Origin of the sequence: Paenibacillus sp. 2TAB19, from assembly GCF_052115185.1 — a bacterium.
GTDB lineage: Bacteria > Bacillota > Bacilli > Paenibacillales > Paenibacillaceae > Pristimantibacillus.
In genome coordinates, this window is sequence record NZ_JBFRGE010000181.1 from 1 (window position 1) to 2395 (window position 2395).

A 2395-nucleotide genomic window follows, 5' to 3' on the forward strand; every position below is an offset into this window, starting at 1 on the left:
ATTCTAATAGATTTCAATCATTAAGAGAAAATGGCCTGCAATATAAAGAAAAAGGTAAAGTTAGATCGATACAAGCGAATGTCATTGATACGCTCGAAAATGACGATGTATACGATTTTATTTTCGTTACCGTTCGTTATGATCGGTCCGAATCAGCGTTGTTAGCGCTAAAAGATAATCAGAGCAAAAATATAGTTTCGATGACTAGTAATTCAATTGGATTTTCTTCGTGGCTGGATATTGTAGGGGATAGGCTTTTACCAGCTTTTCCCGGCTTCGGCGGACAGATTAAAGATGGAGTATTGCATGCTCGATTTCTACCAAAGATTATAGCGGCAACTGCTTTTGGAGAAATTAATGGTGTAGTGACAGAACGCATAGAAACCCTCGCAAAATTATTTAAAACAGCAAAGCTTCCCTACGTTGTTAAAAAGGATATGCAAGCGTATCTAATCACACATTCCGTATCAGACATTGCCATGTTGAGCTTTTTGCATTCTGAGAATAAGATAATTGACAAAAAAACAACCAGAACCAGAATGAAGGCACGCAAAATAACAGTCACTTTAAAAGCATATCTTAGGGCAATACAAAAAGCAGGCGTTTCAATTGATCCACCAATGCTTAAAATGGTGTTTAAATTCCCAAACTTATTTTTGGATCTTTTCTTTATGGCATGGCTACGAACTAAAATGGTTAGGGATATGATGTTGCCGGATTATGCGAACAGTGCTAACAATGAGATTGTGAAGCTGAGTAATGATTTAATGAAATTTTTAAGTCAAAATGTCAAATCGGAAATACATGTTCAGTAATATGAACAACTACAGCGGCAGTCTAAGACTTTATTTATCGAGTCTTGTTCTGTCGCTGCTTTATTTATTGGACCAGTCTAAAACTTATTTTTAAGAAGTTGATGACTTTTTTTCACAGAACATAATCTACTATAGGAGACAAGGTCATCTTACCGTCTGGTATACGAGACCTAAGGCTCCAGAATTAAAGGTCTTGTTTTCGATTAGCTTAAGATTGACCTTCTCCTTGAGACCTTGGAATAACGGCAATCCCTTACCGATCAGGACGGGAGAAACCGTAATTTTATACTCATCAATTAAATCAAGCTGCATAAGGTGATGTGCCAACCTAGGACTGCCGAGGATGACCATATCCTTGCCTGGCTGCTGTTTGAGGTTATTGATCTCTTTCTCGACATCTTCTTTCACGAGTCTGGAATTATTCCATTCGACTTTCTCCAGCGTCGTGGAAAACACGATTTTGGCTGTCTTTTCGATCCACTCGGCATGATTCCGTTCATGCTGCGAAGCTGATGGGTTCGAAGGCACAGACGGCCAGTAACTGTGCATCATCTGATAAGTCCCACGTCCCCAAATGACAGTGTCGGCAGTACTCAGAATTTCTTTCGCGTGTTTCTCCAAATCAGCATCGTAGGAAACCCAGCCAATGTCCATTTCACCATTCGGCCCTTCTACAAAACCGTCAAGCGATGCGTGCAGAAATAGAACGAGTTTTCTCATGTTCGTTTCTCCTCCAATTTTGAATTTATTTGTTCGATTTTTTGGCCGTTGGCCCGCGTATCACCCTGCTGTTACATTCATAATAAATCATTACGTAACGTAAGGTTCAAGTGGAAATCTGAATTTTTTTGAAGACAACAATGTTGCGCAAAACTGTCCGTTACTTCAATGGCGAACAGCAGCCGATCTTATCAGGCCAGTTAGAGCCTCGCGAACGTGATGTAATCGACTTGGACAGGCTCTGCCGATTCGATCCGAAGTGCCCGGTTGATTTGCCCCCGGTGATATTGCCCATGTAAGAGAACCTGCAACAGGATGTCCCGGATGGACGTTTGGAACGGAACCCCGCTCTGGTTCGCATAGTCGATCATCTCGTCCAACTCGGATTCCTCCAGCCCTTCGATATAGACGCGATATTGATCGGCGTTTTCTTCGAACATCACTCGAATCGCCATCAGGTCATCCACTTCCTCCCACAACGAATACTGCGCGCTGCCCTTGCCCTGCAATCGGGACAGCCAGACTCGTTCCGCGACCGCGATGTGCCGAACCAGCTTCAGTAGATCCTTGTTCTTCGTCTCACTCTCCTCGAGCGCGTCCAAGATGCGTCCGTCCGCCCAGTATAGGTGGTCCATCATGCACTTAATCGTCTTCATTTCGGTTTCCCCCTCTTCGTCTCATCGATTATTTGAACCTACTATTATCCGTTAGTTTAATCATTTGAATCAACTAAAACAACTTTTTTTCATGTGAATTCCTTGTTGCTGTAGCACTTCCCCATTCGGTCGTTTCTACATGGGGGCGTACACAACCAGAAATATGTGGTCCAACAACAGGCTTTACATCCAGCGTTAATGAAA

Annotated in this window: 3 protein-coding genes; 1 reads left to right on the top strand and 2 read right to left on the bottom strand. The window is 42.6% G+C overall.

Annotation, left to right across the window (positions count from 1 at the left end):
- The coding region (locus AB4Z33_RS30770) for a ketopantoate reductase family protein (RefSeq protein ID WP_442053545.1) at positions 1–815 on the top strand (815 nt) is incomplete at its 5' end.
- A 144-nt stretch (positions 816–959) separates the two neighbouring features.
- Here the strand turns inward: AB4Z33_RS30770 and AB4Z33_RS30775 are convergent.
- Both AB4Z33_RS30775 and AB4Z33_RS30780 read right to left on the bottom strand, forming a co-directional pair.
- Positions 960–1535 (bottom strand): dihydrofolate reductase family protein, encoded by a 576-nt coding sequence (locus tag AB4Z33_RS30775; protein ID WP_442053546.1) that lies wholly within the window; start codon positions 1533–1535, stop codon positions 960–962.
- A 200-nt stretch (positions 1536–1735) separates the two neighbouring features.
- A complete protein-coding gene (locus AB4Z33_RS30780; RefSeq protein ID WP_442053547.1) occupies positions 1736–2191 on the bottom strand; it encodes a DinB family protein in 456 nt (151 codons plus the stop codon).
- Between the last annotated feature and the right edge of the window lie 204 nt (positions 2192–2395).

What these genes read in the sequence shown, in the direction of transcription:
- AB4Z33_RS30775 (WP_442053546.1), bottom strand. Translation starts at nt 1,535, where the DNA reads ATGAGAAAACTCGTTCTATTTCTGCACGCATCGCTTGACGGTTTTGTA.
- AB4Z33_RS30780 (WP_442053547.1), bottom strand. Translation starts at nt 2,191, where the DNA reads ATGAAGACGATTAAGTGCATGATGGACCACCTATACTGGGCGGACGGA.